This is a genomic window from Gluconobacter sp. DsW_056, from assembly GCF_002153595.1.
Classification (GTDB): Bacteria; Pseudomonadota; Alphaproteobacteria; order Acetobacterales; family Acetobacteraceae; genus Gluconobacter; species Gluconobacter albidus.
Genome location: NZ_JOPF01000026.1, coordinates 1 through 23,692 on the forward strand (window position 1 = coordinate 1; position 23,692 = coordinate 23,692).

Sequence of the window (23,692 nt, forward strand, 5' to 3'; positions counted from 1 at the left end):
ATCGCCAACGCCGTCCTCAAAACAGGCCTGCCATGGCGCATTAGCTCCGCCGCTTAAACACAGTTGCTTACGTGATGGCCATCGCCGCCTGTCCGGAAGCCGCAGCAGCACTGGCACACTGGAAAGCAGAATGTCTTGCCGGACGCCCTCTGACGACCCCCCAAATTTCCAGCCTTCTCGAGACCTTCTGCAGACCATGACTGATTCCGTAATTTTCGCTCTCATGCCCGATTTTATCCGCGCCCGCATTGCGGCTTACACGCTGCGGGACTGGGTGGCAGAGCACTATGCCGTGCCAGCCCTTCAGCTCGATCGGGCGATGACCCTGACGCTTGTTCAGCTCGACCATGTGGCGTCTTGCAAAACCTATTACGGGTATGACGTAAGCCGCGCGCCGTCTTCTCTTTTAGAGCCGATCTCGGGGTACATGGAGGCACTGCATCAGAAGCACGGTCCGCAAGAGCAAAGCGACAACTTCCCAAAGACTCTCGTAAGGACCCATCAACAGGTCATCCACGAATTCGAGACACTGAATCGTCTGGGAAACAAAGCACGGTGAGCATGTTCTGGCCGCATGACGGAGAAGCTTTGCGGGGCAATACGCTGGATCAGTTCCTGATCTGGTGTTCCGAAGCCGAGTGCTCCCGTGTCGAAATCCAGTCTGACATGCCCGTCATGGTGCGTCTGCATGGTGAAAACCATCAGGTAACGCGAGATGTCAGTCTGCCGGGTGAAGTCGAGGATGCGGTTAACTACATCTTTCGCTCGGCGACAGGTGTTACGAACCTCAAGAACGGTGATCCAATCGATGTCGGCCATACAATCTGGCCAGACCGCAAAAGGAGACGATACCCGTTCCGGCTGAATGCCGTCAGCTCGCAGGTTGGTGCCAACGCAGGCATTTCGATGACGTTTCGGCCACTCGTTGATATCCCCCGGCCGTTAGAGGACCAGCAGGTCGAGCCTCAACTGCTGGAGGCACTCCATGGAGAAAAGGGCATTTTCATGATCTGCGGCGCCACGGGCTCGGGGAAATCAACGCTGATTGGCGGCATCAACCGGGCCCGGCTTGAAGATCCGGATATTCACTGCAACCTGATCGAGGCGTCAGCCCCCCTTGAGATCCTTTACGATCGCGTAGACCGGAGCAACTCAGCAGTCACGCAACTTGAAATTCCCAGAAATCTCAAGAGTTTTGCCGAGTTTGTCCGGGCGTCGATGCGTCGAGAGCCAACCGACATCGTCGTAGGAGAGTGCCGCGATCCCGAAACCATGGAAGCGTCGATCCAGGCGGGCATCTCCGGCCATCGCCTCCTAAGCTCTCTGCATACGAACAGTTGCTCTTCAACGGTCCGACGTGTTCAGGCCCTCTGCCCCGCAGATCAGCGAGACAGCCTGACAATATCGTTCGTCGAAAACCTTCGTCTTCTGGTGAACCAGAGGCTTCTCAAGTCGACCGATGGCAAAAGGACGCCCGTTCGGGAGTTCCTGCCTGTGACCCGTGCCATCCGAACTCAACTGCTGGACGCGCCGCGTGATCGCTGGCCGAATATCACGCAGGCCGCCGTTGAAGAACACGGGCAGACTTTCGCTCAATCCATCGCGGCGGCTGTAAAACAAGGCAGAATTACAGAAGCCGTCGCGGCCGCTGCCATGAAGGAAGAGAACTGATGTGGCGCTTTACCGCGGACCCTGTCCGCCTTCTCATTATCGACGCCCGTGCGCTTGCACCATTCGCCCTGTGGATCGCCCACATGCGGGAATGGACATTCATCTTTGCCGTTATCGGAGTGCTTTTCTTCAGTGTGCTGGCATGGCTCGGCCTCACGCTTCCTGTAGCCGTGCGTATGTTCCGGGTCATTCTGTGTGGCCCCGTTCGCCCTCGTCTTCCCTCCTGGAAAAAGCGTGATTACGCATGAGCGATCTTGATGACCTGGTGCGATGCTGCACCGCTCTTATTGAAACACAGGGATACCGTTTCGAGACTGGCATTCCAGGCGTTGGCGCTCTACCGGCATGGCGTGTGAGCCAGACAAACGTGTTTCTTCCGGTACTGCTCAGGCTCGCAGAAGAGTTCTGGCGATCAGAGACAAAAGGGGCGGGCTTCGGGCTCAAGCTCGAGCCCGATACTCTGAGTGTGACGGGCTACACGCTGACAGGGCTTTACCATGTCCCGCTGTCGATCGCTCTGCTCGCGCTCAATGCGGTGCTCAGAAGAACCGCCGATCCTGAAGGCTGCATCACCATAGAAGCTCTGACGACCTACGCCCAGACGGCCACGACCTGATCTGCACTCACAAACGCCTGTCGGATACTGCACAGGCGTCTAATTGTTGAGGTCCGCAATGATCATATCTGTTCCACCTGACACACAGTCCGTTTCTATTCGTCGTGAAGGGGAACGGACCATTATCGTTCTTGACCAGGACATTCTCTCAGAGTTATCCGCCAGTGCCTGCCCTGTAGAGGCGGCCCCCATCACCAGCGCAAGACAACCGCGCAGAGCCAGACGCTTCCGCCTTCCTGTCCTCGTCGGCGTCTGTGTGATTGTCATAGGGGCAGCCGCAGGCCACCGGCTATGGGCTTCGGCCAAAAATAGCCAAGCGCATCCTGTCGCTGCACTGCAAGTCCCTCAACTGGTGGGCCCTGCTCCCGCGACCCGACGTTCCATTCCGGCCGCGTCGCAAGCCGCGCCCGTGCCAAACAACGCGTTCGGGTTGGAATAATCATGGCGATGATCAGACGCCGTATTGACGGGCCTCAGGACTTTCACGAGCAAAAGGGGGGGCTGGCATTCCGCGATACCCGCGGCGTGCCACATCAGGTCGCAGAAATCCTGCGAACCGGGTTCTCGTCCATCGGGCTCGTTGCAATGGCTGGCGTATCCGTCGCTGTCCCAGCACTGACAACCGCCATTGTACCGCTGGCCATTGCCTATGCAGGCTATGTTCTGACACGGCCAGTGACATTGCCTCTGCGCTTGCCGGCAAACGCGAAGGGGAAGGACTACGGTAATCCGCAGCCAGACCCAAAACGACCTGGCGTCGAAATCCCGGGCAAGCCTTCGGGAGACTGGCTGCTCGGCTGGGATGAAGTCACCGCCCAACAGGTGTGGCTATCGGGCAATGATATGACGATGCACGCCATCCTGCCTGGATCCACAGGATCCGGCAAAACGCAGTTTATCTACAGTCTTCTGTGCAATGCGCTGGCACAGGGGGGCGGGTTCACGATTGTCGACGGCAAAGCCTCGAACAACCTTGCCTTCTCCGTCGCGGCCATGGCGAGACGGTGGGGTCGGGAAGCCGATCTGCGCTTTATCAACATGATGGTCTCGGCTGGTGACAGAAAGACCAACACCTGGAATCCCTTTTCCTCCGTCAACGCTGAAGGCATGACGGAGCTTCTGCTCACGCTTTTTCTTCCGGAGGACAAGAAAGGCGGCGGCGGTAACTCCGCGCATTTCCGGGACAGGGCCGAGGCGCTTATTCGTGGCATGTCCTATGTCTTTGTCTGGGTCCGGGACAACCTTGGCATTCCTATCATGTCCGAGACGATCCGGACGATGTTCTCTGATATCGTCAAACTGCGCGATCTCTACCAGGATAAGATCTTCACCTACTATGATGCGGACTCAGGCGAGGCGCGCAAAGTCGAACTGCCTGCAGAGTTTGACGGTACTCTACTGAACCCTGTCCGCGACTACGTGACGGAAACAGGCGGCTTCTCGAACACCAAGAGCGTGGGAGACCAGGACAAAGTTCGCGAACAGCATTCCTATGTTGTGGGTGGTTTCGGCAAAACGTTCACCCAGATGAGCTCCACACTGGGACATATCTTCCGGTGCAACATCGGCGACGTGGACTTCCGGGACGTCATTTTCAATCGACGCATCCTCGTCGTGCTTCTCCCCTCGCTCGAAAATCATCCGGACACGAACGCCGCACTCGGCAAGGCGGTCATCACGGCGCTGCGTTACGCACTGGCGGCAGCACTCGGAACCTCCATCGAGGGTGACTATGAGGATCGCGTCGTAAATCGTGCGTCGTCCTCTGCTGTGCCCTATCCTTTAGTCTTGGACGAGGTCGGTCAATTCGCGACACGCGGGATCGACGCAATGATGGCGTTGGGGCGTGAACTGAATATTTCCCTGCTTCTGGCTTTTCAGGAAGTAGGCACCCTCGAAGCAACGCTCGGGAAAGACCTAACCGTTCCGCTTCTCGGCAACCCAAAGCTCAAAATCTTTGAAAATGTAGAGGACGCTGGTCCTACCCGGGAGTGGATCGAAAAATCAGGCGGAACGATGCCTGTCAGCGTCCTTCCCGGCTTCGACAGTTCCAACCCTCTCGGCGTCTATGCAGACCAGCAACGCGCAGACATTCGGGACGTCAAGCGGATCTCCTGGAGCGACGTACAGAACCTCCGCCCCGGGCAAGCCATCATTCTCTTCCGAGGCAAGCGAATTTACACACGATTATTCCACGCAGGAATCAAACCAGAAGGCGTGAACAGGGTGTTCCCCACAGTTTCAGCGGCTCCAGCCCTTCCGGCACCCGTATCACAGGAGCCGACTACAGAAGGTGTCGAGGTGGCTCACCGGCTTCAGGAAGGGCGCGACCGGATCGAAAAGGCTGATCTCCGGCCATTAACCGGAGTTCTGGGAGATCTGTATCAGCGCCTCGGCGTCGTTCTCAAGACGGAAGGTACGCCCTTGCAGGACGCACAGGAGCTCCTGACCCTGCTTTTCCCTGATGAGACCCCGGCAGACGACAAGCCTTTCGCAAAGCTGTTTGAGACCCTCGTCCCTCCGTCCGCTCAGTTGCCCCGAACAACGGAACCGCTTCATCCGCACCTGGACAAAGCATTGCTGGCAGAACTGGTTGCGTTCGAGACAACTCTCGGACAGGACGAGCGTGCGGCTGTTGAGACCGTCACGCACGCCCTGAATCTTTACGCGCGTGGTCAGGAACTCGCCTGATATCTGAGGCGGCATGTCCCCAGCCGCCTCTGTTTTCCAAACTACATACCGCGTCCTGCACCACGAACCCGCGTGCGATCGCGCTCCCGCTCTTGTTCCTGTGCAGCAGCGCGAGCCTGCCGCAGCCGGTCTTCGGCCTGCTGCGCTCTCCGACGCTCCTGCAGATCTTCAACCCGCCGCGCTGCATTCAGGGCGTCCTGCGCGGCATAGCCGGCCTTACGCAGCTTGCGACTGACATCATCCCATTGCGCGCGCGGCACATCCCGGATCGGGGCTTCCTCAACCTGACGACGCACCTGACCGCCCGGTGACTGCCCCTTCTGGCGCGCGCGCTCATTGACGTGGTTCTGTCGGATCCAGCGCGTATTGGCTTCCTCATGCACGAGACGGGCTTTCGCAAGATCGACGGCCAGGGATTTGTAGGGATGACGGCCCATGTCAGACGCCAAGCGGTCATACAGATCGGTGACCGTCACCGGCCGGATGTCGCCAAGAGCCCGCGAGAACGTCTCGGCCTCCCGGAGAGAGCCCTCCGATACGGCCGTCCAGCAGCGATGAACATGCCGGCTTTCGGCAACATAGGACGTAAAGCCTGTCATGGCCGAGGATCCACGCGGCATGGCGTTGATATGCTCGTCGGACGTCACACCCTGCGCCGCATCAACTGTCATAGCGTGACCAAAGCCCAGACGGATGCGTCCGGTCTTCGGGTCGGCCAGCCGGGTCCAGGGCACGAGCCCTTCCCGTCCCTTTGCGTTCTGTAGAACCAGTCCCTCATCAGACCAGCCCCTGACGGTCGTGAAGTCACCATTCGAGCCAAGATCACGCCAGCGGCGCCCATGGGGGGTGTCCACCCGGACGCTGGTTTTTGCAAACAGCCGAACCCTGTCACCGACTGCGAGAGGCAGCTCATAGGTGACGCCACGCTGATCGATGGCGGCCTTGACGATCTCCGCCTGACCGATCTCGCCACGCTTGCGCAGCCGGTCGCGGATGGCACGGCTAAGATCCATAACGTCTTCGTTCGTCGGCGCAGACATGGTGATGCCCCGTTGCGATCCGGCCTGGGCCAGCATGTCGCGGCGTCGAAGATACAGGTCAGCGATCTGCTCGACGACCTGATCATGATCGCCGCCCACAAGTCGGATGGTGCCGTCCTTGCGCTTCATGTCGATTGCTTCACGCGCCCGCGCAATATCGGCTTTCTTCTGCTCGTCCTCAGTCTGGCTCAGATCGCGGCCGGGACTACGGAACATGCTGGCGATCTGCCGACCGCGCGCGGACTTCTGGCGGATTGTGCTCAACAGCTCCGGACGCGCTTCTTTGGGCATGACACGCAAAAGCAGTTCAACAGCATCACCGGCCTCGATCGCCTGGGCCTGTTCGCGGTCGCCCACCACCCGGAGGGCAAAGCCCTTCTCCTGCTGAAGCTGGAGGATCTCGAGCAGCTGACGCGGGGAGACCTGACTGACTTCATCAAGAACCAGAACGGACTGCCGATCGAGGACGATCTTTCCCTGCGCAAGGCCGTCCAACAGAGGTGTCATCGCGTAGGTCTGGGAAATGCCCGCATCCTTCAGCGCATCGGCCTGACGCCAGGCAATGGCCGCGCCAATGACGGTGCGGCCATCCTCCTGCCAGGCATCGACCAGAGGCTTGAGAAGCGTCGTTTTGCCGGAGCCGGCGACACCAATCAGGAAGCCCAGTCCGCCCGCCTGACCAAGCGCATTGATGGCTGAAAGCTGCGCAGCGCCGTGTGCCGGTTCGCGTGTGAAGTCGAGACCCGACCGGGCAACGGCAGCGGAAATCTGCTCGTCACTGAGCGCGCCGTCCCGCGTCCGCGCAGACAGGCCGGCAAGACGGGCCATGTCCTTTTCAAGGGCGATCTGGGCACTTGTCGCGACCCGGAGGCGGCCATCCTGCTCGCGCTCAAGGAAGCGGACCTGTTGGCCGTCGATCTCAATGCCGCGCTCCTGGATCAGATCGGCAATCCGCTCGATGTCCCGCATGTCTTCAATGCCAGCCGCAATGAGACCCCGTGCGGCATGGGTCCGGAACGTGTCCCGGTCGAGAACAGCAGCTGTCCGAAACTCCTCAGCCAATTTCTTAGCCGCAATCGCATAGGCCTGCTCGTAGCGCTCAGCGCGCCCTAATGGCTGGACCTTCTCATTGGTCAGGACAGTATCGTGATACCACCCGATTTCGTGAGCCTGCTCAAGCCAGAACTCCCTGTCGTTGCTGCCATTGTACTTCTTTGAGCGGTAAGCGAGATTTGCGTTGTGAAGGATTGAAAACTTCCGCTCGGCCGACAAATCGTTCCAGTCCAGGCCCTGCCGTTTGGCATAGGCTTTTCCCATTTTCTCCGCCTGGGAATGCCGCTTTGAAAAAAGCTCACAGGCTTCTCGCGGCACACTATCAATCGCGATTGCGCGGCCACTCTCGTCGACGTGTACCGCGATACCGAGCTTGCGAAGTTCGCTTGCAAGTTCCGCCTGAAAATACGCCCCGAACATGAAAGACGTCGCACTGGTAATGCGAGCACTGTCCAGCGAACCCAAATGGCCGCTTTCGGTCGCTACGGCATTCAAAAGCAGATTGTGAATATGCGCCTGTGGGTCCCCCGGCACCGGAACTTCCACCGCCGCCGTGGGGCCTTTTGCGCCATCCTGAATCTTCATGACCGGTCGTGCCGTGTAGTGCCGGAACGATACCCACGCGACTTCCCCCCGTTCCAGCGTGGCTGTCTTTCCTGACCCTCTGCGCGCCACGCCAACCTCTTTGGCAATAAACGCCATAGCCTTGTCGTTGGCCTTGTGAATTGCGCTCCAGATGAGCGCCCGCTCGGCATCCGTCGACGCAAATTCAGCGGCAAGCGTCACTGATTTATCGGGTGACGCTGTGAAGTCGATGGCCGAGTGCTCACGCTTCCGGCCTGTGTTGGCCCATTTTTCACCTGTGTCAGCGCGCTTCGCTTCGAACAGATTGGCCAGCGCCTGGTCTGTCGGCACCTTCATGACGTCAATGCCTAGCGCATCAGCGATCCGGGGGGCCATATCTGGCGACCACATTCCCCGCCCATCACGTCCGGTATAGTAGGTTGTCAGCCGGTCACCGTTTTCACGGGTCGGATCACTCCGTTCCCGTTCAAAGCGGGCATCCTTCTCCGGCTCGGACTGATTCTCTCTCAGATAAGCGACGATCAGCTTACCGGCACCTGCCGCAGAAATCTTCCGGTAAGTGATCATCTTCCAGCCGGTGCAGAGAAGGTGGAAGCTTCAAGCCGGCCAAGCTGCGCCGAGATTGTCTCAAGGGCGGCACCCTGCTGTTCCATGGCCTGAGCCATGCGCGCGACGACCTCGACCAGGCCCTCGCCTTCTTCTGCTTTCTCTGGAGGGCTGACCATCTGATGGATTTGGGCGAGCGTCTCCCCGATCTGATCCAGCCGTTGCAAAACGAGGAGTTGAAACGGCGCTTCGCGATCTACCGGTTGCGGGAGGTCAAATACGTTTTCGTCTGGCATGCATCGTCTCCGTGGGCAAAGGAGACATTTTGCTCGAGGTGGTTGTGAGTGCTCGCCGACAAAAACTGTCGCTCCGAGCCCACATCGTCTCAGAGACTATCTGCCTAGCCGTCGCATCCCACCAGGAGCGCAATCTGACGTCTGATGGCAGCAAGCTGATCAGATCTCACTTTGCTGCCTGTCACGGTGACACGTTGCTTGGATGTGGTGGTGAGCAGAGCACTGACCGCCCAACAGGGTTTAGAACAACCGTTCTCGGATGTTGGGTCGATCCGTACTGCCAGATCCGGAATGACGAGGTTCTCATCGTCGGTCAGCGGCACAAGCATCACGTTCGGCCACTCAGGCGGAAAGAGGTCGTCTTCGACAACAACAGCCGGCCGACGCTTGTTGGGCTCCTTCGGCAGCGCATCTCCACGCCAGTCTGCCAGCACAATTTCTCCAGGCGAGAAGATCGCTGCCATGGCAACCGGCCGATCAGGAGCCATGGGTTCCGCCAGCCTCTTCAAAAAGCGCCTGGGCGGAAGGCGTCGCAGCGACGTAGCGGGCAACACGCGCACTGTCCCTGCGGATACGGTCTCGGCGCGCACTCTTTGCCCCTGTCTCCAGAAGATCACGGATGAGTTGGCTCAGAGGAATACCGCGTGCTGTTGCTTCCTGCTCCAGGTCGGTGCGCAACCGCTCGTCCAGACGGATCGAAAGGGGGGATGCCATGACACACTCCATACATTCAGAACGTCATTAATGTAGCGCACTGTCGTAGTGCAGAACAACATATTTGGCAGAGCAGAATGCGATGAGAGGTCTTCAGCCCGGGTCAAACCCTGCCCCGCCGGATGCAACACCCGCAGGGTGGCGCGAAGCGCAAACTGAAAGTTTGCATTTGTGTATGGAAAAAGAAAAACTCTGTAGCTTTCTTGTAGTCGTTAGTAGTCGACGCGTAGCTCTTACGTAGTCGATTGTAGTCGATTGGTAGTCGTGTTAGGGTGCCCCTTAGAGATGCGCAGCAGCCGCACAACGGCCACGGGAGGCACCACATGGCAGCGACAGGTATCGGGATCAGCGGGGCCATTGGCGCGCTTGAAAACGTGTCTGGAGCGATGTCGCTGCGCGTGTGGATGGAAGCGAACCGCGAAGAGCTACTGCGGGCATGGAACGGGCGTCGTTTGAACTGGCAGGCCTTGTGCGCATGGTTCAAAGACGTTGGATTAACCAATGCTGATGGGCAGGCACCGACTGTACGATGTGCCAAAATGACGTGGTATCGGGCAGGCAAGACATTGGCTGCCCGAAAGGACCGTGCAGTGGCAGAGGCGAACGGTCCTTCTCGTGATCAAGCGGCTCGCAGAACTGTCGCACCGACAGACAAAGCGCGGTCTGGCCCCTCTGATGAAGAGATCCTTGCCCTCATGGCTGAAGCCGATAATGAGGAGCGTCTCAACAGGGAGCGTCGTGAGCGGATCGCAGGCTATGAGGCACAGCGCAGAACCACGGCGGAGTCCAAAGGGAATGGCGTTCAGTCAGAGGTACCCGTCGAGGCCGCCCAGTCCGAACCTGCACCTCTAGAAACCGCCACCCGACCCCGGATCAAAATCGGGCAGATCGCCAACCATGTGACGATGCTCAAGCAGGCTCCCCGCTATGGTGCGGACAGGGACAAGCCACTCCCGCCGCCTTATGTCGGGCCTCGGCCTGATGGAATGCCGGAATATCTGCCGCTCGATGCCCTCATGCCTCTCGATGCGACGGGGCGTCAGCCCGATGGTCGCATCGATTATGAGGCGCTACCGGGACTGCCACGACGCTCGTTTTTTGAAAGTGAGCGCGAATGGGCCAAGGCGTGTATCCCGATGGTTGAGGCAGTCCCGCATGAAGATCGCTCTATCGTCCTGAAAGCCCTCCTTATGCGGTCCCGTGATCGCATGAAAAGCCTATACTGAGCGCTCTTGCTCGCACTCACATACGGTGTCCGCATACTGAAGGTCTCTCCTCACTGAGCTGGAGAAGGCATTGAAAGTAAGGACCTGTCATGAGTGAAAAGCCTATCCCCTCCAAGTCACCCCGTTCGCCTTCTGCTGCGGTCAAAGCGGGTCGCGGCAATCTCGGAGGATCTACGGCCGAGGCGGCGCTCGCGGAGCGCGCCATTATGCAGGGGCGCCCGCCTCTTCTTGCAGACGGTGACGCCCGCAATCCCGGGCTCTCGGCGTTTAAATCGGTCTATGAGCGCTTTGGTTTGAGCCGCCCCCTGAGCGAAGAAGCCTCCGTGCTGAAAGAGTGGTTTTCCGAGGCATTCGGAATGGCCGCCGAGCAGAAGAAATCGCTTCTGGTCGATGTCGGCGGTGGCGACCGCACTTTTGAACTCTGGGCAAAAGAAGAAGGCATCATTTCTCTTGCTGAGAGTATTGGCCTCGAAGTGACTGGGCTCTTCATGTGTGGCCCGCAAGTGGGCGATCTCGATTACATCAAGCGGCTCTGGGAGAGCGAGCTCTTCCGCCCGAAAAGAGCTCTTCTGGTGTTTAACGACTGGTCGGTTCCAGTCGGACATGACCCAGACCGCGCATTTGGGAATCTCACGGAGAATCCCTTTTTCGCCCAGATGTCTGACTGCAAGCTTGGCTTCCTTCGCATTCCTAAGTTGAGCATTCTCCCCGCTATCATCGAGAGTGGGCTCTCCTTCCAGCAGGTCATGGAGAGTGCGCCGCGCCCCTGCGGAACGCCATTCGACGTTCTGCGTCGTGCACAGGTCAAGCGCTGGTTTGACCTGATCGAAAGCAACATTGTCGCCGAAAAGGTTGAAAGCTGGCTCCCATGAGTGACACTGAGACGCCTCTTTCTACCCTGCACGCGTTAAAGGACGCGGGCCGTCTGATGGAGGAAGCGGCCCGACTGGAAGGGATGGACCAGTATTCTCCATTCGGGAAATGGGTTTCCGCAACCCGGGCCACCATGGATGCCTTTGCGCAACTTGCCCTGTCATGCGCCTCTGAAATGCAGGATTTCAGGGGAGAGGCCCGCGGCATTATCGAGATGGCCAAGCAGGAACAAAGCACTCTGCGGGACCAGTACATCGAAAGCCGTCGGCAGATTGAAAAGATGGGGGAAGTCGCGGAGCGGAATATCGAGAAACAGGAACTGTTTCGAGACCGCGAATTACAGGCCACTCTCGGGCGGATTGTCTCTGGTGTGACGTCGGAACTTCGCGACAAGGTTTTCGATCAGTTACGGACAGAGATTCCGACGCATGAGCGCCAGTTTTACAAGGAAGCGCGATGGCGCGCCTATGTACGGATGGCGCTGGCCGGTGCGGTCCTTATCGGTCTCGGCTTTGCCTCTGGTTACACGTATGACGGTTATGCAGCGCAGGTCGGACGTTATTGCGAGGAGCATCAGGCGTTCGACACGAAGGGCGCATCATGGTGTCAGATCGTCCCGCCGCCGATCCTGCCGAAGTCCTGAGCAGGCTCTTGCGTACCCGCTCCAGGGCGAAGCCCTGACGCAACATACGTCACAGCCGCGCCTGCGCGGTTGTGTCCATTTTGGCGCGGTCTGACCGGACAACAAAAAAGGCGGCTCCCCAGGGAGCCGCCTTTTGCGCGTGTGGATCTGGCCGAGGCCGATCAGGCGAGGCCGTTCGACGCGGCCCGGATCTCGTCAGGGGTGGCACCAGCGGCGCGCGCCTCTTCTGCGGCCTTCTCGATGCTGGAATCGAAGCGGGTATTTTCCAGAAACGTCATGAGGGCGTCCGCGATGGCGAAGCCCCGCGCAAGGTGCTCCAGCCGTCTCAGGGGGAGGCTCTTGGCGCTGGCGTCGGGAACATAGGGGGCGAGTGCGTGAGACATGGGACAGGCTCCACGACCGGGCAGGGCCGGTCGCTCTTCGATGTGCAAAAAAACAGGAAGAGGCCGCGCCCTTTGGGCGCGGCGGGCTTGCCTTAGAAGCCCATGGCGTCCGCCTGAACGGCGGCAACGTCACGGGAGAGGCTGCGGCCATTGTCGCGGGTGTAAGGCTTCCAAGCCTGACCCATGAGTTCTTCATAGGCAGCGCATGCGCCAGAAGCGACGCAGGCCAGCGCGTATGCCTTCGCGCCGTTCTCGGCGGCAATACGGCGCAGGCCGTCCACGCGGTTTTCTCCACCGTCCACGCCCAAGCGGTCTTCGTCGCGGTCGGCGTTCTTGAAACTGTCAGCCGCGTCAATGGCAATCATACGGCGGTTTTCGTAGAAGTTCGCGGCGCCATAGGCGGAACGGATGAGGCCATCCACCACGCGGTCAAGGTGCATCCGCAGACCGTTGAAATTCTGCTCGCCCCGAATGTGGGTCACGAGGATGGGAAACATCAGTTCGTATTGCTCGCGCACCATGTTGGACCCTGCCCCGGTCAGCTCGTCAACGTCACCCGCTTCGACACCGAACGCGGGCACGATTTTTGACATCTGGTCGTCAGAGGGAACAAGACGGAGAATGTCGGCCAGAGACGGCGCGGCAAGAGCCTTGGTGCGGCGTTGTGCTTCACTGAAGCGGCGAACAGCGGCGGGGGAATAGTTGCCCTGAGAAGCGTTCTGGGACATTGTGCGGGATGCGTCGGACATGAAAACAACCTTTCTAGTCTAGCGAAGTCCCGTTCGGTGGTGAGACACCGTTCGGGGCGCTTTGTCTTGAGGGCCAATCCCTCTCGACAAGTAAAAGATAGCCTTTCCGGCCGTTCATGACAAGAGAAAAAGCACAAAAAACCGCCATAAAACGCGCTTTATTTTTGCATGACAAGTAAAAAGATTACTTGATTACTTTATGACGACCTGTCGTTTTCCTAGACCCATCCTGCCCGTGCGGCGAGCACATTGACGGCGACGAGAGTGGAACGACAGTGGCGTTTTCCTGAGCCCATCCTGCCACCAGCCAAGACGGGCGACGGGACAGGCCGTCAAGCCAGGAGCGTCCTGAGCAAGGGTGGCTGGCCTGCGGCTGATGCGGGGTCGCGTGCGGCCCTGCAGCAGACGCGGGCCTGACACCTGAAGCCGAGGGTCGCGCAGAGGCTTTACGGACTGGCACGGCGACTGTCAGACTGAATGCTGGATGCGAGGACGCTGTCGTGGAACGGCCCTCCCGGGCGGTCCTTCAGGACCGTTCGGGAGGGACGAGGAGCCGTCTCACGGTCGAACGTGCCAGACCAGAACCGTCCGTTCATGGAAAAGGATGCGGGTGAACCGTTACCCGGACGGGCCGAGACGCGGGGTCCAGACGCCCGGTTGAGGGCGGCTGGACGCTGTGGCTCGGTCGAACTTGGCGACGCAGGAGCCTAGTGAGATAGGGTGAACGAACCCTTCAGGGCCGCCCCGACCCTTCCTTTGCTTTTTCTACCTACGGCCCTGATTTGCGCCGGAAGAGTCCCGCGTCAGGAAGAACACACCCCCACCCACGGCAAGTACCAGCAGGCCTCCCCGGATTGGATGCAGAAAGCCCTGCCAGATCAGGAGAAGAATGGCGACCTGAATGATCAGCGCACTGATGCGAATGACGGTTTGTCGAGACATGGAGCCAGTCTAGTCTTTTTTGCTGTCCTGGCGCAGCCCCCCTGTGGGGGGCGAGCACTGGGGGCATCAAAGCTCGCGCCGTCGAGGCGCGCCCGCCTGACTAAACCGGGCGAGCGGACAACAAAAAGCGGCCCGGAGGCCGCCTGTCGGTGTCACTGATGGGACGTTCGCAACTTTGCGAGCCGGGTGGCAATCGGTCCGATCGCAAGGCCCAGACCGATGGTGAAAACAGCGGCAGGAAGAAGAATAAACAGGATACTCTGGGTCACGTTATCCATTGGATTTCGCCTCCGTCTTGTCCTCAGGATAAGGGATATAGGCCAGAAAAGTCAAAGAAATTGCCTCAAGCGCGGCTCCCAGAAAAAAGCAGGTGACGGCACGCATGGGGGTCAACGGTCCTGTCCCGGAGATGAGTGGGGTCACGATGCCGAGCCCCCACGCGCTGAGGGCGAATGTCTGAAGGACGCTGGCAATCGCCTTGTAGCGGTCTTCCTTGTGTTTGGAGCGCTGCGGCGGGGGCAGCAGCGCCATGAGGCGGTCTTTGTTCATCTTACGCTATGCCCCTTCCCCCCGGCCCTCAAAATGGAATTTCGTCATCGAGGTCGTTCCCGCCCGGTGCGTCCCAGCCCGCATTGCGGTTTCCGTTGCCAGACGATCCCCCAGACCGGCCGCCACCGTTTCCACCACCAAAGCCGGCATCGCCCTCATCGCCATTGCCTCGGTTGCTGTCGATCAGCACCAGCTCACCCCGGAAACGGTCAATGACAACCTCTGTAGTGTAGTGCTCCTGACCGCCCTGATCTGTCCATTTACGGGTGCGGAGTTCGCCTTCGATATAGACCTTGCGGCCTTTGCGAAGGAACCGCTCCGCCACGTCACCAGACCGCTCATTGAAGATGACGACACGGTGCCATTCGGTGCGCTCACGGCGCTCGCCGCTCTGGCGATCGTTCCATGTGTCGGACGTAGCCAGAGGAAAACTCACGATCTTGGAACCGGACTGCGTATGACGGACTTCGGGGTCTTTACCAAGGTTGCCAACGAGAATGACTTTGTTAACGGAACCAGCCATAAGAGCCTCCAAGAAATAGGGAACGTATCAACTGGACTGTTTCGGCGTTATTGCCTCCGTCCATGAATAGATATTAGGTTTTTACTTGCTCACGGTCAACGAAAAACCGCAGGAAACCGCCGTTTTCGAGGAAATAAACTCTCCAAAATTGAGGGTTTACTTATTGAATACTTAATAGACATTTGATGTTTTCCTAGACCCATCCTGCCCGTGCGGCGAGCACGCCGACGACGACGAGAGTGAAAGGGAGGTGGCGTTTTCCTGAGCCCATCCTGCCACGGGCCAAGACGGGCGACGGGACAGGCCGTCAAGCCCGGAGCGTCCTGAGCAAGGGGGGCTGGTTTGCGTCTGATGCGGGACCGCGTGCGGCCCTGCAGCAGATGCGGGCCTGACACCTGAAGCCGAGGGTCGCGCAGTGGCTTTACGGACTGGCACGGCGACTGTCAGACTGAACGCTGGATGCGAGGCCACCTCCATGGAACATGCCTCCGCGGACGGTCCGAAGGACTGGCCGGGGAGGTTGAGGAGCCGTCTCACGAACAGATCCCTCAGACCAGGACCGCCCGTTCATGGAAAAGGATGCGGGTAAGCCGTACCCGAAAGGGCCAGACCCGAGGTTCAGACGCCCGACTGAGGGCGGCTGGACGTCGGGGCTACGCGGAGCTTGGCGACGAAGGAGCCTAGCGCAGTAGGGCGAACGAACCCGTCAGGGCCGCCCCGATCCTCTCTTCGCCTCCCCTCCCCTTCACATCACCCACGGGTCAGTCTCGAAGAAAGAAAACACTCTATCCCCTCTCTCCCGTAAGCGTCCGGAGATGACACGCTGCGATCCTGCGTGAGGTGTGCCTTAATCGTGCCTCCACTACGGGTATTGGAATGTCATGATTAATCGGAAAGAGGTTTGGCGAGACCGGCTTGTCCAGTTTGCTGAGAGCGGGCTGACGCAGACTGCTTTCTGCAGCCGCCATGGTCTCAGCGCCAAAGCTCTTCGGCTCTGGGCGCGTCGGCTCGGTTTTGTCTGGCCGCCACCGATCAAGGCGTCGATCCCGGACGGGACATCAGGAGAACGGGCTAAGGAATTCTCTGGCTCGTCCAGAACGGATCTTGCGATCCCCGTTGGGGATCTGAAAAGTCTTCTGGCCGTCCGGGTGCGTAAGACATGGACGCCCGAGGAGAGTTTGGCGCTTCTGGTCGACGCCCGGCAATCAGGCATGTCGCTGGATCGCTATGCCAAAATGAACGGTCTGACACCCAGTATGCTGTATCGTTGGCAGAAACAGTTTGCCGATCAACTTGCGGAATGTCCGGCTGATCCCCTGGCACGTCAGCCGAAATTTGCCGCAGTTAAAATCGACGACATGCCTTCCACGTCACAACAGATGGCCCAAACACAAGCCTCTCCACTTGCCTCCAAAGACAAACAAAACTTTGGAGCGTACATTGAAATCGTGCTGCGCAATGGGCGTATCCTGCGGATCACCACTCCGATCGACTTTGAAGCGATGACCCGACTGGCGGATGCGCTTGAGGCTGCGGCATGATCAGCCTCCCACCCCATATCCGGGTTCATGTGGCCCTGGGCTACACCGATTTGCGCAAGGGGATCGACGGGTTGTCGGTGCTGGTACAGGAGACGCTGCGGGCCGATCCGTTCAGCGGGCATGTATTTGTGTTTCGCGGCCGAAAGGCCGGACTGATCAAGCTGTTGTATCACGATGGTAACGGCATGTGCCTGTATGCCAAGCGCCTCGATCAGGGTATCTTTACATGGCCGGTTACGCAGGCCAGCCCCGGAGAACCGGCGACGGTTCTGCTCACCCCGGCCCGATTGTCGATGCTTCTGGAAGGATTGGACTGGCGGGCCCAGGCCCCCGCGCGACGTATGCTGATGGCAGGGTAAAACGCGCCGATTTTTCTTGTATCAACCCGCAGAAAACTGGCATTTTATAGACATGCGGATTGCCCTCGACAGCCTGCCGTTTGACCCGATCACCCTGCAAACCATGGTGCGGGATCTGGCCGGCGCTGTGGATGAGGGGCGGATCGAGATTGATCGCTTGCGGCAGATCATCCGGGAGTTCCAGCGCGCCCGGTTCGGTCGTCGCGCCGAGACACTCGAACCCGATCAGCTTCTGTTGACGCTGGAAGCCGACATACCCAAAACCCCTGTCATTGCACCTACCTCGACGCTTATTACGGAAATCAGCGGCGCTGCACCGATAGTTAAATCCCCGCATCGCAAAGCCTTGCCAGAGCATCTGCCGCGCACGGACGTGACGATCCTGCCCGACGTGACAGCCTGTCTGTCCTGCGGTGGCGCACTGCGCGACGCAGGCACGACCACCAGTGAAATGCTGGACTGGGTTCCGGCCTCGGTGCGGGTCGTGCGGATCAACCGGCCCAAATGCGCGTGCCGCGCCTGCGGGACGCTGCATCAGGCTCCGGCACCCGAGCGCATCGCCGAAGGGTGCCTCGCCACTCCGGGCCTGATCGCGCATGTGCTGACCAGCCGTTATTGCGATCACCTGCCGCTGTATCGCCAAAGCCAGATGTTGGCACGTCACGGTGTCGCTCCCGCGCGTTCCACGCTGACCGATTGGGTCAAGGCCGCCGCCTGGTGGCTGGCCCCGCTGCGTGACCAGCTGATGATCCATGTCTGTGCCGCAGAACGGGTTTTCGCGGATGACACCCCACTGCCCATCCTTGATCCGGGACGTGGCCGGACTAAAACCGGACGGCTCTGGGCCTACACGCGCGACGATCGCCCCTTTGGCGGTAAGGCCCCGCCAGCCGTGGTGTTTTATGCGACACCGGATCGCACGTCCGCTTGGCCGGCACGCCATCTGAAAAGCTATCGCGGCGTTCTGCAAGTCGACGGCTATGCCGGGTTTGAGCAGCTGAGACGGGACGGAAAAATCCATCTGGCGGCCTGCTGGGCGCACACGCGCCGCAAGTTTTATGAGCTGCACCAAACGGGATCACCGATTGCCACGGAGGCTTTGGTGCAGATCCGGGCACTCTACGATATTGAGGCCACACTCCAGGGTTTGCCGCCCGATCAGCGCAAGACCCTTCGGGAGAAGCGCAGTCGACCGCGCGTTGAGGCACTGGAACTCTGGCTCCGACAAAAGCTGGCTTTGCTCCCCTCCCGCGCAAGACTGGCAGAGGCGATCCGCTATGCGTTGAACCGCTGGGGCGATCTTGCGCGGTTTATTGAGGACGGACGCATAGATCTCGACACCAATCCGGTGGAACGGGCCATTCGACCTGTCACGCTCGGCCGTAAGAATGCTTTGTTCGCGGGTAGCGAGGGCGGCGCCAACCGGTGGGCCATCGTGGCGTCCCTGATTGAAACGGCCAAGCTCAATGGCATTGAGCCGTTCGTCTGGCTGCGTGACGTGTTGACGCGCATGATCGACGGATATCCAGCAGCCCGGATCAGCGAACTGCTTCCATTCCCCCAAAGCGCCAACGGCTGATTTGGGGGGAAGCAGAATGTCAGCTTCGGGTCTTTGGTAGGCAACAGCAGACGGAGTTTTTTTGCTGATCGTCAGGCGTCGCTCAATGATCATCCGTACAAAGCGTATGGTCTCCCAAAACTTCGATAACGCGACACGTACTGACTGTCTGGCAGGCGCACTGATCAAGCATTCGACGCATCTCAGTCTTTAGTGCCGTCAATCGGGTGATACGCTTTTCAATCTCGACGAGCTGCCGCTTGGCGATCTCGTCAACGGCTGCACAGCTTTGATCAGGTTCATCCGAAAGTGTCAGCAACTCTCTGATGTCATCAAGAGAGAAACCGAGTTCTCGGGCATGCCGGATGAAACTGAGTCTTTGACCAACGGCCATTTCATATATCCGCTGGCCGCCTTCGCTTCGCTCAGGACATGACAGGAGACCGATCTGTTCATAGTAGCGGATGGTCGGCACTTTCACGCCAGTAAGCCGCGATAATTTTCCGATGGTCAGCATAAAACCCTCTTGCACCTCTAGTGACTAGAGCAATTATATCTCCTGTTCCCTGCCGAGCGAACAGGAGAACCAGATGCCGGGCAAACATGAGTGGCGTATTACCGGGATGGACTGCCCGGCCTGCACCGCAAAAATCCAGAAAGTCCTGTCCCGCAAGACCGGTCTCGAGAACATCGAAATTTCTTTGGTCTCTGAGACATTGCGTCTCATCATAAACGAGAAACATGCGTCAAAAAGCGACGTCGAAGCCGCAGTCAGAGCTCTTGGCTACGGAATAGAGCCCATTGGTCCAGACCGGCCCGGTTCGACCACTGTCGTCACGTCATCAGTCTCACCGTTTCGCGAATGGTATCGGACAGCCAAGGGTCGTCTGGTGCTTATCACCGGTATCCTGCTCGTCCTTGCCTGGGGGGCAACATGGTTCCTTCCTGAAAATCTGCTATCATGGCCTTTCTTCGCCGCGTGTCTGACCGGATTGCTTCCGGTCGCCTATCGCGCTTTCAACGCGCTTAGGCTTGGTCAACCCTTCACGATCGAAGCGTTGATGACGCTCGCCGCAAGCGGGGCACTCTTCATTGGTGCAGCGCAGGAAGCGGCCCTCGTTGTATTTCTGTTCGCGGTCGGGGAGTTGCTGGAAGGTGTAGCGGTCAGCCATGCGCGAGATGGTATCAAGGCATTGGGCACGCTTGTCCCAAAAACGGCCTTAAAAGAAGAAGCGTCCGCTACGAGAGAAGTGCCGGCATCCGACCTGGTTCCCGGAGATATTGTTCAGGTGAGACCCGGGGACCGAATCCCCTCTGATGGAGATATTCTTTCAGGCACCAGCGGCATTGATGAAAGTCCCGTCACAGGGGAAAGCGTTCCCATCACCCGGGGGCCGGGCGAGGTAGTTTTTGCGGGATCAATCAATACCGAAGCCGCATTGCGTGTCCGTGTCACCAAAGCCGCATCTGACAACACCATCGCTAGAATCATCCGTCTTGTTGAAGAGGCAGAAGAAGCCCGTGCCCCAACTGAGCGTTTCATCGACCGTTTCAGTCAATGGTACATGCCTGCCATTGTCATACTGTCGGCGCTCGTTATCTGCCTCCCACCTCTAGCTTTTGGACAGATCTGGTCGATATGGATTTACCGCGGCCTTTCCCTGCTGCTGATTGGTTGCCCCTGCGCCCTGGTCATTTCGGTCCCTGCTGCCATAGCGTCTGCACTCTCGCTCGGTGCCCGTAACGGCCTGCTTCTTAAAGGCGGCGCGGTCATTGAGACCGCTGCCAAAGTGTCCATTGTTGCTCTGGACAAGACGGGCACGCTGACAAAGGGACAACCAGACGTCACAGATCTGATTGTCCTGAATGGGGAGTCCAAGGAGAAAGTCCTTGGTCTTGCTGCTGCCATCGAGGCAACGTCCAGCCACCCGCTGGCGCTCGCCATTCTGCGAAAGGCAGAAGGGTTAAACAGACCAGTTGTCCAAAGCAGCAAAGCTCTTGCTGGCAAGGGCGTGACCGCTGAGATTGATGGGCGCTCTTATACCCTTGCAAGCCCCCGGCACGCCGCACAGGCTGGCGCATTGTCGGAGAGCGCGCTGTCAGCAGCCACCTCATTGGAGGCCGCAGGCAAAACCGTCGCTGTCCTCTACGCAGCCCAGGCTCTGGCTTTGATTGGGTTGCGGGACGAGCCGCGCAACGACGCGTCAGAGGCGATGCGTCAGTTGCGCGCCCTTGGTATGACGCCCGTGATTCTGACCGGAGACAATGAGCGCACGGCGGCCGCTATCGCTGCAGATCTGGGAACTGATTTCAAGGCAGAACTGCTCCCCGAGCAGAAACTGATGGAAATTCAGGACCTCAATCAGCGGGGTAAGGTCATGATGGTTGGAGACGGCATCAACGACGCCCCGGCCCTGAAGCAGGCGGCTGTGGGTGTCGCGATCGGCTCTGGAACCGATGTCGCGCTGGAAACAGCAGATGCGGCGATCCTCCGAAATCGTGTCACGGATATTCCCGGCCTCATTCGTCTTTCCAGAATCACCATGCGGAATGTGCGGCAGAATGTCGCACTTGCCCTGGGGCTGAAAGGGGTCTTTCTGGTGACATCCATCGTCGGTGTGACAGGGCTCTGGGTCGCGATCATGGCAGATACAGGAGCAACCGTGCTGGTGACCCTGAACGCCGTGCGGCTCCTGCGGGTCAATGTTTTCCGAGATGCATCATGAGTTCGGGACAGCATTTCCCATTAACGCGGGTTCTGGCTGCATTGGGAGCCATGATCCTGCTGACGAACGCGGCTCCAGCGCTCGCCAGGACAGGATCGACTGACACCTTGCATGATATGATTGCCGACGCATGGGCCAATGATCCCGCTCAGAATGATCTGACCACACAGGAAAGCGGTGCGCAGAAGCGTCAGCGGGCCGCAAGGTCCTGGTTTGCGGGCGGACCATCGATCGACGTGCAATATTACGATGACCGTCCCAGTGGCCGGAATTATAATTACCGGACAGCACAGGGAGGTCTGTCGGTTCCTCTATGGCTTCCCGGGCAGGGGACGGCGACCGAGCATGTCGCTGCGGCCGACGCTCAGGCTGCACAGACACAGCGTGCTGTCGCACATATGGCCATGGCCATTCGCGTGGCGGACACGGTTGGCACATTGCTTTTGTCAGAGCGCCATAAAGCGACTGCTCAGTCGACATTGATCGCGCTCCGCCGGATCAATCAGGTTGTCAGTCTGTCAGTTCGGAAAAGTGAAAGTGTCTCAACCGAGGCGCAGGCGGTGAGTGCACAGATGGCGCTCGCGGAAAATGAACTCAACACGGTTGAGGAGGAAATCGAGGCAACGCATGCCTCTCTCGATATTCTGACGGGCCACCCCACACAACCAGATCTGACAGGGATCGATATGCGCTGGCCAGTGTTTCTTCAAGCCAGTGGACATCCGTGGACAGAGAGCAACGATCCTCGTGTGCAGGCCGCTCATCAGGCCGTTCGCGTGGCTTCCGAAAAAGATAATCTTGCAGCGCATAGCTATATGCCCAATCCCGAAATTGGGGTCGGCGTCATAAACCAGGGGCAGTATGGCTCGCCCTGGGATACCCAGGTTGGCGTCAGTCTGAAGATGCCGATACCAACTGACGTGACATCGGTTCCTATCCGGACACAGGCCCAGAGTGCGCTCTCAACAGCGATCAGAGAAGAAGCGGAAACCCGTCGAACCGTCAGAGCCGAAATGGCCCGTGTCCAAGCCCATCTGCGGAACACCTCTGCGTCAATCATCATGGCAGCACAGGCGGCGCATGCCACCGTTGGACGCGCTGATGCCATGGAGCATTCCTGGCGTGCTGGAGAAACTCCTCTCATCGAGGCGTTGCGGGCGCGGATGGATGCTTACAACAGCCTGACTGCATTCAATAAAGCCGAAATTGACCACCGTGTTGCGATCATTCGCACGGTTATTGCACTGGGATATATACCGTGAGATTTCCAATTGCGGCATGTACGATCATGCTGGCTCTTCCCACCCTTGCCTCGGCAGAAACTCCGACCTGGTTGCAACCGGTGACAATGGACGGCGATGCCGTTCAGGCTGAGGGCCTGCAAACTGCAATACTGCATCATGGCTCCGCAAAAGCAGAGGTCCAGGCCATGGCGACCGTGATGGAAGATGGTGCACATTCGGTGACCATTCGACCTGCCGGGGATGGAAAAGTCAGTGCTGTCTCAGTTCTACCGGGGCAGCATGTCAGGGCCGGCCAACCATTGGTCTCTTATATCGACCATACGTTGCATATCGTACAATTACAGCTCGCGCAGGCAAAAGCCGATCATGCCAGTGCGAAAGCGCGGCTGGCAGACGCTTCCCTCTCGTATCGGAGGGGTCAGGAACTGTCCGGAATGACAGTCTCGAGGGGAGAAGTGGCCCGACGTCTGGCTGCGTTACAGGAAAGCCAGAACGCTGTGCGTTATCAGGACGCTGCGATCGCAACCCTGACACATCGCCTGGAGGAAGAATTCACATCTCCGACGGAAAAGATCGTGGAAGACGAGAAATCCGTCCTGATTGCTCCATTTGATGGGGTCGTCACTCAGATCAATACGGCGGTCGACAATGATATCGGTCCAACTGACATCATTGCCCGACTGACCAGCCCGACATCAGTATGGATTGTTGCGCTCGTGCGTCCCGACGACGCTGCACGCGTAGAAGTCGGCGCCGACATACGCTTCTCACCCCTGGGATCAGCAGAAGCGAATGTCGCAAAAGTCCAAACCGTTGAAGGGACCGCCGATCCCGAAACTGGATTGATCCGCGTTGTCGCAACATTTTCGGACAGTCAAAAGACACTCCGACCGGGAACACAACTCACTGCATGGCTCCCCGTTGGCGAAACCGTCAAAGGTTTTGTCGTCCCCACGTCCGCACTTCAACGCGTGGACGGTCACATGGTCGTCTATCGTCGCATCGCATCTGACACATTTCAGCCCGTCCCGGTAAAACTGCTGCTGGAAGGCCCGGAACAAACCGTTGTTGCCGGGGAGATCAAAGAGGGTGACGATATTGTCACAAAAGGGAGTTTTACCCTGAAGGCTATGGCGCTGCTGTCTGGCCTTGGAGGAGACTGAT

The 23,692-nt window shown here is 58.9% G+C and carries 25 protein-coding genes; 14 read left to right on the forward strand and 11 right to left on the reverse strand.

What is annotated here, in order from left to right; translation table 11 throughout:
* Positions 1-196: 196 nt before the first annotated feature.
* The 5 genes from HK22_RS13915 to HK22_RS13935 all read left to right on the forward strand — a co-directional run bounded on the left by HK22_RS13915 (position 197) and on the right by HK22_RS13935 (position 4,978).
* Positions 197-559, forward strand: a complete 363-nt coding sequence (locus HK22_RS13915) for a hypothetical protein (protein WP_086649709.1) — start codon at positions 197-199, stop codon at positions 557-559.
* Positions 560-561: 2 nt separating this feature from the next.
* Positions 562-1,671, forward strand: a complete 1,110-nt coding sequence (locus HK22_RS13920; protein ID WP_233142699.1) for a type IV pilus twitching motility protein PilT — start codon at positions 562-564, stop codon at positions 1,669-1,671.
* Positions 1,671-1,919 carry an IcmT/TraK family protein gene (gene icmT, locus HK22_RS13925; protein WP_086649711.1) on the forward strand — a complete coding sequence of 83 codons (249 nt, stop codon included), beginning with the start codon at positions 1,671-1,673 and terminating at the stop codon, positions 1,917-1,919. Before HK22_RS13920 ends, icmT begins: the two co-directional genes overlap by 1 nt.
* Positions 1,916-2,287 (forward strand): hypothetical protein, encoded by a 372-nt coding sequence (locus HK22_RS13930; RefSeq protein ID WP_086649712.1) that lies wholly within the window; start codon positions 1,916-1,918, stop codon positions 2,285-2,287. The genes icmT and HK22_RS13930 overlap by 4 nt, the downstream gene beginning before the upstream one ends.
* Positions 2,288-2,728: 441 nt before the next feature.
* On the forward strand, positions 2,729-4,978 hold the full coding sequence (locus HK22_RS13935) for a type IV secretory system conjugative DNA transfer family protein (protein WP_086649713.1): 2,250 nt from the start codon (positions 2,729-2,731) through the stop codon (positions 4,976-4,978).
* A 41-nt stretch (positions 4,979-5,019) separates the two neighbouring features.
* Here the strand turns inward: HK22_RS13935 and mobF are convergent, their stop codons facing one another.
* The 4 genes from mobF to HK22_RS13955 all read right to left on the reverse strand — a co-directional run bounded on the left by mobF (position 5,020) and on the right by HK22_RS13955 (position 9,212).
* Positions 5,020-8,223 carry a MobF family relaxase gene (mobF, locus tag HK22_RS13940; RefSeq protein ID WP_086649714.1) on the reverse strand — a complete coding sequence of 1,068 codons (3,204 nt, stop codon included), beginning with the start codon at positions 8,221-8,223 and terminating at the stop codon, positions 5,020-5,022.
* On the reverse strand, positions 8,220-8,498 hold the full coding sequence (locus HK22_RS13945) for a hypothetical protein (protein WP_061928996.1): 279 nt from the start codon (positions 8,496-8,498) through the stop codon (positions 8,220-8,222). Before HK22_RS13945 ends, mobF begins: the two co-directional genes overlap by 4 nt.
* 104 nt (positions 8,499-8,602) lie before the next feature.
* Positions 8,603-8,962 carry a type II toxin-antitoxin system PemK/MazF family toxin gene (locus tag HK22_RS13950; protein ID WP_167383470.1) on the reverse strand — a complete coding sequence of 120 codons (360 nt, stop codon included), beginning with the start codon at positions 8,960-8,962 and terminating at the stop codon, positions 8,603-8,605.
* 13 nt (positions 8,963-8,975) lie between these two features.
* Positions 8,976-9,212 (reverse strand): BrnA antitoxin family protein, encoded by a 237-nt coding sequence (locus tag HK22_RS13955; RefSeq protein ID WP_231100982.1) that lies wholly within the window; start codon positions 9,210-9,212, stop codon positions 8,976-8,978.
* Between the two features lie 323 nt (positions 9,213-9,535).
* Here HK22_RS13955 and HK22_RS13960 point away from each other — a divergent pair, with 323 nt between their 5' ends.
* The 3 genes from HK22_RS13960 to HK22_RS13970 all read left to right on the forward strand — a co-directional run bounded on the left by HK22_RS13960 (position 9,536) and on the right by HK22_RS13970 (position 11,954).
* The gene (locus HK22_RS13960) at positions 9,536-10,438 is read left to right on the forward strand and encodes a hypothetical protein (protein WP_086649717.1); all 903 of its coding nucleotides are present in this window, start codon (positions 9,536-9,538) and stop codon (positions 10,436-10,438) included.
* A gap of 89 nt (positions 10,439-10,527) precedes the next feature.
* Positions 10,528-11,310, forward strand: a complete 783-nt coding sequence (locus HK22_RS13965; protein WP_086649718.1) for a hypothetical protein — start codon at positions 10,528-10,530, stop codon at positions 11,308-11,310.
* On the forward strand, positions 11,307-11,954 hold the full coding sequence (locus HK22_RS13970) for a hypothetical protein (protein WP_233142686.1): 648 nt from the start codon (positions 11,307-11,309) through the stop codon (positions 11,952-11,954). Before HK22_RS13965 ends, HK22_RS13970 begins: the two co-directional genes overlap by 4 nt.
* A gap of 161 nt (positions 11,955-12,115) precedes the next feature.
* Here HK22_RS13970 and HK22_RS13975 read toward each other — a convergent pair whose 3' ends face one another.
* From HK22_RS13975 to ssb, 6 genes are all read right to left on the reverse strand, one after another.
* The gene (locus HK22_RS13975; protein ID WP_086649720.1) at positions 12,116-12,337 is read right to left on the reverse strand and encodes a hypothetical protein; all 222 of its coding nucleotides are present in this window, start codon (positions 12,335-12,337) and stop codon (positions 12,116-12,118) included.
* Positions 12,338-12,429: 92 nt separating this feature from the next.
* Positions 12,430-13,086, reverse strand: a complete 657-nt coding sequence (locus tag HK22_RS13980; RefSeq protein ID WP_086649721.1) for a hypothetical protein — start codon at positions 13,084-13,086, stop codon at positions 12,430-12,432.
* A 765-nt stretch (positions 13,087-13,851) separates the two neighbouring features.
* Complete coding sequence (locus HK22_RS15135) at positions 13,852-14,028, reverse strand: hypothetical protein (protein WP_158093569.1); 177 nt, start codon at positions 14,026-14,028, stop codon at positions 13,852-13,854.
* A gap of 152 nt (positions 14,029-14,180) precedes the next feature.
* Positions 14,181-14,306, reverse strand: a complete 126-nt coding sequence (locus tag HK22_RS15470) for a hypothetical protein (RefSeq protein WP_255376059.1) — start codon at positions 14,304-14,306, stop codon at positions 14,181-14,183.
* Positions 14,299-14,577 (reverse strand): hypothetical protein, encoded by a 279-nt coding sequence (locus HK22_RS13985; protein WP_086649722.1) that lies wholly within the window; start codon positions 14,575-14,577, stop codon positions 14,299-14,301. Before HK22_RS13985 ends, HK22_RS15470 begins: the two co-directional genes overlap by 8 nt.
* 28 nt (positions 14,578-14,605) lie before the next feature.
* Entirely contained in the window at positions 14,606-15,100 is a 495-nt protein-coding gene (ssb, locus tag HK22_RS13990; protein ID WP_086649723.1) for a single-stranded DNA-binding protein, read from the reverse strand.
* Between the two features lie 881 nt (positions 15,101-15,981).
* On the opposite strand from ssb, the gene tnpA reads away from it, so the two are divergent.
* From tnpA to tnpC, 3 genes are read left to right on the forward strand one after another with little or no spacing between them, the layout of a single operon-like run.
* Positions 15,982-16,641 (forward strand): IS66 family insertion sequence element accessory protein TnpA, encoded by a 660-nt coding sequence (tnpA, locus tag HK22_RS15475; protein ID WP_062493659.1) that lies wholly within the window; start codon positions 15,982-15,984, stop codon positions 16,639-16,641.
* A complete protein-coding gene (gene tnpB / locus HK22_RS14000) occupies positions 16,638-17,000 on the forward strand; it encodes an IS66 family insertion sequence element accessory protein TnpB (RefSeq protein ID WP_062493657.1) in 363 nt (120 codons plus the stop codon). The genes tnpA and tnpB overlap by 4 nt, the downstream gene beginning before the upstream one ends.
* Before the next feature lie 52 nt (positions 17,001-17,052).
* A complete protein-coding gene (tnpC, locus tag HK22_RS14005) occupies positions 17,053-18,579 on the forward strand; it encodes an IS66 family transposase (RefSeq protein WP_086649724.1) in 1,527 nt (508 codons plus the stop codon).
* Between the two features lie 82 nt (positions 18,580-18,661).
* Here tnpC and HK22_RS14010 read toward each other — a convergent pair whose 3' ends face one another.
* Positions 18,662-19,075, reverse strand: coding sequence for a helix-turn-helix domain-containing protein (locus HK22_RS14010; protein ID WP_086649725.1), 414 nt, complete (start codon positions 19,073-19,075; stop codon positions 18,662-18,664).
* A 73-nt stretch (positions 19,076-19,148) separates the two neighbouring features.
* Here HK22_RS14010 and HK22_RS14015 point away from each other — a divergent pair, with 73 nt between their 5' ends.
* From HK22_RS14015 to HK22_RS14025, 3 genes are read left to right on the forward strand one after another with little or no spacing between them, the layout of a single operon-like run.
* The gene (locus HK22_RS14015) at positions 19,149-21,284 is read left to right on the forward strand and encodes a heavy metal translocating P-type ATPase (protein WP_062493653.1); all 2,136 of its coding nucleotides are present in this window, start codon (positions 19,149-19,151) and stop codon (positions 21,282-21,284) included.
* Positions 21,281-22,546 carry a TolC family protein gene (locus HK22_RS14020; RefSeq protein ID WP_233142691.1) on the forward strand — a complete coding sequence of 422 codons (1,266 nt, stop codon included), beginning with the start codon at positions 21,281-21,283 and terminating at the stop codon, positions 22,544-22,546. The genes HK22_RS14015 and HK22_RS14020 overlap by 4 nt, the downstream gene beginning before the upstream one ends.
* On the forward strand, positions 22,543-23,691 hold the full coding sequence (locus HK22_RS14025; protein ID WP_233142694.1) for an efflux RND transporter periplasmic adaptor subunit: 1,149 nt from the start codon (positions 22,543-22,545) through the stop codon (positions 23,689-23,691). The genes HK22_RS14020 and HK22_RS14025 overlap by 4 nt, the downstream gene beginning before the upstream one ends.
* Position 23,692: the final 1 nt, after the last annotated feature.